5 protein-coding genes and 1 pseudogene are annotated in these 7,427 nt (G+C 45.4%); 3 read left to right on the plus strand and 3 right to left on the minus strand.

Translation table 11 applies throughout. The annotated features are described in order from the left end of the window. From VF500_RS30215 to rpiA, 3 genes and pseudogenes are all read left to right on the plus strand, one after another. A pseudogene (locus tag VF500_RS30215) lies at positions 1–671 on the plus strand (DNA polymerase Y family protein); the annotation flags it as partial. A gap of 6 nt (positions 672–677) precedes the next feature. Beyond that, positions 678–3,899 carry an error-prone DNA polymerase gene (locus tag VF500_RS30220; RefSeq protein ID WP_330863220.1) on the plus strand — a complete coding sequence of 1,074 codons (3,222 nt, stop codon included), beginning with the start codon at positions 678–680 and terminating at the stop codon, positions 3,897–3,899. A gap of 366 nt (positions 3,900–4,265) precedes the next feature. Next, on the plus strand, positions 4,266–4,955 hold the full coding sequence (gene rpiA / locus VF500_RS30225; RefSeq protein WP_330863221.1) for a ribose 5-phosphate isomerase A: 690 nt from the start codon (positions 4,266–4,268) through the stop codon (positions 4,953–4,955). Here the strand turns inward: rpiA and VF500_RS30230 are convergent. The 3 genes from VF500_RS30230 to VF500_RS30240 form a co-directional block, all read right to left on the minus strand. After that, complete coding sequence (locus VF500_RS30230) at positions 4,936–5,556, minus strand: TetR/AcrR family transcriptional regulator (RefSeq protein ID WP_330863222.1); 621 nt, start codon at positions 5,554–5,556, stop codon at positions 4,936–4,938. The two genes, rpiA and VF500_RS30230, sit on opposite strands and share 20 nt — an antisense overlap. Before the next feature lie 3 nt (positions 5,557–5,559). Further along, on the minus strand, positions 5,560–6,159 hold the full coding sequence (locus VF500_RS30235; RefSeq protein WP_330863223.1) for a TetR/AcrR family transcriptional regulator: 600 nt from the start codon (positions 6,157–6,159) through the stop codon (positions 5,560–5,562). Positions 6,160–6,410: 251 nt separating this feature from the next. Further along, on the minus strand, positions 6,411–7,427 hold a 1,017-nt coding region (locus tag VF500_RS30240), incomplete at its 5' end, for a TolC family protein (RefSeq protein ID WP_330863224.1).

Below are 7,427 nucleotides of genomic sequence, written 5' to 3' on the forward strand. Positions count from 1 at the left end.
GGACTGCTGTTTTAAAATGTTACCGGGTAGATGGGCATGTGGTTAGCGCTGATATCGGCACCAATCGCGCATCACATCATATTGGTCATTTGTTTAAGCTCTTTGAACTTAAAATCCCTACGCTGGAACCTGCATTAGGTATTGAACTTTTCACGCTCGAGGCACCCAAGGTTGATGATACAGAGCCTGAACAGGAAGTGTTGTGGCAATCTGATAGCTGCGGCCTTGATGATACCGACCTGGCAGAGTTACTGGACAGGTTGGCTAATAAAATTGGCACCGGCAGTATTCACCGTTATCTTCCACAGGAACGTTACTGGCCCGAGCGAAGCATTAAACCGGCCATCTCTATTAATGAAAAACCCCAAACCAGCTGGCGAAAAGACCGGCCCCGCCCATCTATCCTACTTCCTCATCCTCAGCAAATAGAGGTAACCTCTCCTATTCCCGATTATCCGCCAATGCTGTTCATCTACAAAAATGAAACGCACCATATTAAAAAGGCCGATGGCCCCGAACGGATAGAGCGCGAATGGTGGCTTGATGAAGGTGAACACAGAGATTATTACCAGGTTGAAGATCAGGATGGCAGGCGTTATTGGCTGTTCAGGTCGGGCCATTATGTAGGCAGCCAGGCAGGGCAATGGTTTATTCACGGATTTTTTGCATAAGGTGTTATGAGCTATTCGGAATTACAGGTAACCACCAATTTCAGTTTTTTACGGGGAGGATCGCACCCCGAAGAAATGGTAATGCAGGCAGCGGCGCTCGGGCATACCAAAATTGCCATTACCGACCGTAATAGTGTGGCCGGTGTTGTACGTGCGCACTTAGCCGCCAGGCCAGATGATATCAAGATTAAAATTATCCCGGCTTGCCGTCTCGACTTGCTTGATGGTGCAAGCCTGCTTGCTTATCCAACAGATATGGATGCATGGTCGCGCCTTTCGGGACTGCTTACCAGGGGAAACCTTCGGGCCGAAAAGGGCCAGTGCCACTTATATAAACAAGATGTATATGAACACGCTAAAGGTATCAAGTTTATAGCCGTGCCTCCCGAATCACTTAACAGTCTTTTTGATTTTGATGAAACTTTTAAAGCAGATTTAAAAGAGTACCAGGAGGCTTTTGGCCATGAACTTTATCTTGCGGCATCGCGTGCTTACAATATTGATGACGCCAAACGGCTTCACAGGCTGGCGCAATCAGGCATACCTATTGTAGCCACAAACGATGTACATTACCATGAAGCTGCCCGCAGGCAACTGCAGGATGTTGTAACCTGCGTACGTGAAAAATGCACCATTCATAATGCCGGCTTTAAACTTAATGCCAACGCCGAACGGTATTTAAAAAGCACCGATGAGATGGAACGTCTTTTTCGGCAATATCCTGATGCCATATCCCGTACCGCCGAAATAGCCGAAGCCTGCCAGTTTTCCTTAGATACACTTAAGTACATTGAGCCCGAAGAACCCAGTACCGACGGACTTACACCACAGCAGCGCCTAACACAGTTTACCTGGCAGGGTGCATGCCAGCGGTATGATAACAATGTGCCTGACAAAATTAAACATCAGATAGAGTTTGAGCTGGCTTTTATTGAAAGGAAACAACTGGCTCCCTACTTTTTACGGGTTTACCGGTATACCCGTAAAGCGGCAGAACTGGGCATACTTTACCAGGGTCGTGGCTCGGCGGCCAACTCTACGGTGTGCTATTGTTTAGCTATTACCGCTGTGGATCCAGTAGAAACGCAACTGCTTTTCTCGCGTTTCATGTCGGATGCGCGGGATGAATGGCCCGATATTGATGTAGACTTTGAGCATGAGCGCCGCGAAGAGATCATCCAGTGGATCTACAGCGAATACGGTCGCGACCGATCTGCCATTGTAGCTACCGTTACGCAGGAGCGGCATAAGGGTGCTATCCGCGATGTGGGCAAAGCTATGGGCTTATCTGTAGATACCATTAACCGCCTGTCGGGCGCTATCTGGGACTTTTCGGAAGAGGCTTTTGACAGGCAGCGGATCATTGACCAGGGACTTAACCCTGATGATCCGGCCTTGCATAAAGTATTGGTGCTTACCGAACAGTTAATGGGCTTTCCGCGCCAGTTGGGCCAGCATACCGGGGGCTTTGTTATTACGCAGGGCAAGCTATCAGATATCTGCCCGGTAATGAATGCCCGCATGGAAGAGCGCACACAACTGGAATGGAACAAGGATGACCTGGAAGCGCTTGGCATCCTCAAAGTAGATGTACTTGGCCTTGGAATGCTCACTTGCATCCGCAAAAGTTTCGACCTCATTAAGCAGCACTATGGCAAAGCATACGATTTAAAGAACGTGCCGCGTGAAGACCCGAAGGTTTATGACATGATCTGCGATGCTGATACTTTAGGAGTTTTCCAGATAGAAAGCCGGGCTCAAATGTCGATGTTGCCACGACTTAAACCACGGGAATTTTATGACCTGGTGATTGAGGTTGCTATTGTACGCCCCGGCCCTATCCAGGGCGATATGGTTCACCCCTATCTGAGACGTCGTGACGGGTTGGAAGAAGAAAGCTATCCAAAAGAAGAATTACGCAGGATATTAGGCCGTACCAAAGGTGTTCCCCTGTTCCAGGAACAGGCGATGGAAATAGCCATGGTAGCAGCAGAGTTTACTGCTGCCGAGGCGGATCAGTTACGCCGGAGTATGGCCACTTTTAAAGCTAAAGGGTTAGTAAGTCAGTTTCGCCAAAAATTGGTGGACGGCATGACAAGAAGAGGCTATGAAGAAGATTTTGCCCATCGCATTTTTAAACAACTGGAAGGTTTTGGGAGTTATGGTTTCCCCGAAAGTCATGCAGCATCCTTTGCCCACCTGGTTTATATCTCTTCATGGCTTAAATATCATTATCCCGATGTATTTGCAGCTACCTTGTTAAACAGCCAACCCATGGGTTTTTATCAGCCTGCTCAAATTGTGATAGATGCGGAAAGGCACGGTGTAATAGTACGCCCGGTAGATGTCAACCACTCCCATTGGGATAATACCCTTGAAGAGCAGGATGGCGCGTACCGGGCATTACGCTTAGGTTTCAGACAGGTTAAAGGGCTCAATGAAAATGATATGCAGGCCCTCGTAGCTGGTCGTGGTGCGGGATATACCAGTATCAGTCATTTAAGCGATTCCGGCGTACCTCAAACCCAGATTGAAAAACTTGCCGATGCCGACGCTTTCAGGTCATTAAATCTTGACCGCCGTGCTGCACTATGGGAAGTACCGGCGCTTAATGATAAACCTATAGGCTTGTTTACCGGGCAACCGTCAGAAAGTACTAAAGAAACCCAGATCAACTTACCATTTATGACCCAGGCAGAGCATGTGGTACAGGATTATGCAGCCACAGGTTTATCTGTAAAGGCACATCCGGTTAGTTTTTTACGCCAGCAGCTTAATATGCTGCAGGTAACCCCAACTGCCGAATTGCCTAACCTTAAAAACGGGGATAAGATAAAGGTTGCCGGCCTGGTAACTGTACGGCAAAGGCCCGGCACGGCAAAAGGAATCTTATTTATAACCATTGAAGATGAAACAGGCTTTGCCAATTTGGTGGCCTGGGAAAAGATCTTTGATAAGTACCGCAAGGATATTGTACAGGCACGTTTATTAATGGTTGAAGGGGTTTTACAAATTGAAGGCAAGGTGATCCATGTTATTATACGGCGCTGTTTCAATTTATCAAAGCTGTTAAGCACCCTGACAATTGTTGGCAATGATGACCAGCCGGTAATGACATTATCCCGAAGCGATGAAACAACCGCACCTTACCCGGCAGGTTCAAACAAAGGGCAGGTTCAGCAAAACAAACAAAAAGAGGTATTTCACAAGGGGCGAAATTTTAAATAAGATTATTTAAAATGTTTTTATTGCTGATTCGTCTGCAATAGTATAAGATGAATTAAGAATCTGTCTAAAAATGAATAAAGATTTTTCGTAGAGACGCATCACATGCGTCTCCGTTAGGACAAGCGGCCTTGCATATCATTTTGCTACCATAATTGCATGTGGGAGACGCATGTGATGCGTCTCTACAATTAAGAAAACAATCAAATTTGGGCAGTTTAAATAACAGAAGTAAAATAATTAACGACTCAACAATAACATGAAAACGCATATAATATCAACCGTACATAGTCATTTATGGGAGGGCATAGACGACTAAAAGCGTAATTTGACTGAGGTTATTAGCGGCTGGTGCTGTATCTTAGCGCCATGACGGATTATAAACTGGAAGCAGCAAAAGCCGCTTTAACCTTAATATCCCCCAACCAAACTATTGGTTTAGGGGCCGGGAGCACAATAGCTCATTTGGTTAATATGTTAGCCCAAAACCAGGAACTTGCGGCTTCATTAACATTCACATCTTCATCCTTTAAAACAACTCAACTGTTAAGTAAATATGGCTTGCGCATCCAGTCGCCCGCCCTGCTTAATAAACTCGATATTTACTTTGATGGCTGCGACCAGTTTGACAGTGAGCTAAATGCCCTGAAAAGCGGCGGCGGTATTCATACTACCGAAAAGATTTTAGCCTCAATGGCGCAGGAATTTATTCTGCTGGGCGATGAAGGGAAATTTGCATCTCAACTTAATGCAACCTATCCGCTTGTTATTGAGATCCTGCCGCAGGCATTACAAATTGTATTGGCAAAACTCTCAGCGTTATTTCCGCAAGCTACATTTACCCAACGCATGAGTACGCAAAAAGATGGCGCTTTGATATCAGACAATGGCAATATGCTGGTTGATGTACAATTCACAGAGTTACCCGAACCGGTAAAATTGAATATGCTTGTTAAAATGATCCCCGGCGTTGTCGAACACTCTTTATTTTACCAAATAGCAGGCAGGGCAATTATTGCAGGTGAAAATGGCATCCGGATCATAAGCCCTCAACGGTAGCTGCCCGATCGGCAGTATTTAAAACAGCGATGCCCTTTAGTGTACATACGCCGTAATTAAAATGGTTTAAAAGCTGTAGCTGAACATCCCATAGATTAAATTCGGCATGCGGGTATATAGAAGCGTTAAAACCAAGCTCAATCTGGTTAACGCGCATAATGGCTATGATCCTTGCATCAATTTCGGCACGCACATAGCCCTGATCAATTCCCTTTTTTAAAAGTTTTTCAATGATGTTTACGAGGAAGCCTGTTTTAAACTGAAGGTACAACGCCCATCCTTCATGATGGTATTTTTGCAGATCATTCAATACCACAGGGTTCACCCTTGAAAAGATCTCCCCGGTGCATCGGGTTAACTCAACCATCTCATCTATCATGTTGCCAGCATCACTGATGATAGCACAAAGCATTGCCTCATCATCGGCAAGCCGCTTGCTAACAAGGGCAGTAACAAGCTCATTTTTATCCCTGAAATGCTGGTAAATTGTTTTTTTGGAGATGCCCAGGTGCCGGGCAATATCATCCATCGTAATGCTTTTTATTCCCCTCTCAAGAAAAAGCACTTCACTCCCGTTTAAAATCCTCTCCTTGTCAATCATAAATTATCCGGTTATCAGCGCGGTGATCCCCCTGATTGCCCCGAGCAGGATCTCCTGGTTCATTTTTTCGTCGCGGGTGAGCTGGATCATGTTAATGGCTATCAACCCATGAATTACCGCCCAATAAGTATAATATTTTTTTTGAACTTCTTCATCACTTACCTCGGGCGAGGCGTATAGCGCGTATATCACTTCAGAAATCATTTGAGGAAAGATGCTGGCTTCGGCTATTTGATTTTCTGCCGGGCAGCAACCGGTACCAATGGCAAACATGAGCTGGTAAAGCTCCTTGTATGTAACTGCAAAATTCCAATAGGCCAGCCACATAGCCTCCATTTGTTCGGCAGCTTCGGTATGAGCTTCTTGTGCCAGTTTTACCATGGCTGTTAACCTCAGGTGGCCTTTACGGGCAAGCTCAGTGTATAAAGCCTCCTTACTTTCAAAGTACTCGTAAATAGCGGGAGCCGTGTATTCAATATGTTCGGCAAGTTTTCGCATACTTAACGCATCACAGCCCTCGCATTTGATCATATCCAACGCGGCGTCCAGTATCCTTCGGCGGGTATCGTCCTTTTGCCGTAATATCCGTTCTTTACTTCCCATGTTTTAATCTCTCCATTACAAGTATAATTTACCTTAATTTATTCATTAACAACCAATTAATCATAATTAAATATCAATGTGTTTTTAGGCGATGGTATTGTAACAGGTTTTATAAATATCAATTAGTTGGCATAGATAATAAATGTTTAAACAACTTCAAAATATGTCAAAATCACCGGCAGTAATAAAAGAAGCCCGGCAGTTGAATAACAACCCGGGCTTCATAATTAATAAGGGGTATTAAATGCAGTCTATTTCCAGCCGCCACCTAAAGCGCGGTAAAGGTTGACTATTGATTGCAACTCTTGCAAACGGTCATTAACACCGCTTAACTGGGCGGCAAGCAGGCTTTGTTCGGAAGTTAAAACATCGGTATAATTTGTTGCCGAGCTGTAACGCAGCAACTCCTTGGTAAAATCAACCGATTTTTCAAGTGCCTGTAACTGTTTAGCCCTTGAGCCCTGCTTTTCAATTGCATTTTGGTAAGAGAACAGTGCATTGGTCACCTCCTGCCCTGCTGTAAGCAATGATTTTTGATAGGCATAATAAGCCTCCAACTGCTGGGCCTGCGCTGTTCTTAAACGTGCCCTGTTTTGCCCTTTGTTAAAAATAGGCTGGGTAATGCCGCCAACAAAGTTGTAAAATATGGAATGATCAAAAAAGTTCTTCAACTGCAGGGTTGATAAACCGGCCTGCCCGGTAATGGTAAGCTGCGGATAAAAATAAGTACGTGCCATGTTGGTATTCTCAAACGCGCTCCTGAATGCAAACTCAGCTTCCTGCACATCCGGGCGGTTTTTTAAGAGCTGGGATGGGATGCCCGTTTTCAGGTCGGCTACAGGTTTCTGTTCGCTTAGCGTTGTACGTTTGATAGTACCGGGTGCTCTTGCCAGTAAAATACTTAATGCGTTCTCGGCTTCGCGGATGCTTTGTTTGAGATCGGGTATGGTAACTTCGGCAGCATAGCGGTTAGCTTCGCTTTGTACCACAGCCGCTCCGTTTACCACAGCACCTTCCTTCAGGGCTTTCACGGTCTCTACATCTTTTACCCGTATAGTAAGCGTTTGCTGAGTGATAGCCAATTGCTCATCAAGCGCCAGCAGGTTATAATAAGCGTTTGCTATATCGGCTATGAGCTGGGTTTGAACCGCTCTTTTTGCCGCGTCACTTTGCAGCAATGACGCCAGCGCCGCTCTTTTCGAACTGCTTAATTTACCCCAAATATCAGCTTCCCAACTGGTACTTAACGCCGCCTGGTAAGTGGTTGT

Origin of the sequence: Mucilaginibacter sp. (assembly GCF_036383575.1) — a bacterium.
Taxonomy (GTDB): domain Bacteria; phylum Bacteroidota; class Bacteroidia; order Sphingobacteriales; family Sphingobacteriaceae; genus Mucilaginibacter.

Excerpts from the sequence above, each read along its gene's own strand:
- VF500_RS30230 (WP_330863222.1), bottom strand. The coding sequence starts at position 5,556 with ATGATTGACAAGGAGAGGATTTTAAACGGGAGTGAAGTGCTTTTTCTT.
- VF500_RS30235 (WP_330863223.1), bottom strand. The coding sequence starts at position 6,159 with ATGGGAAGTAAAGAACGGATATTACGGCAAAAGGACGATACCCGCCGA.
- VF500_RS30220 (WP_330863220.1), top strand. The coding sequence starts at position 678 with ATGAGCTATTCGGAATTACAGGTAACCACCAATTTCAGTTTTTTACGG.
- rpiA (WP_330863221.1), top strand. The coding sequence starts at position 4,266 with ATGACGGATTATAAACTGGAAGCAGCAAAAGCCGCTTTAACCTTAATA.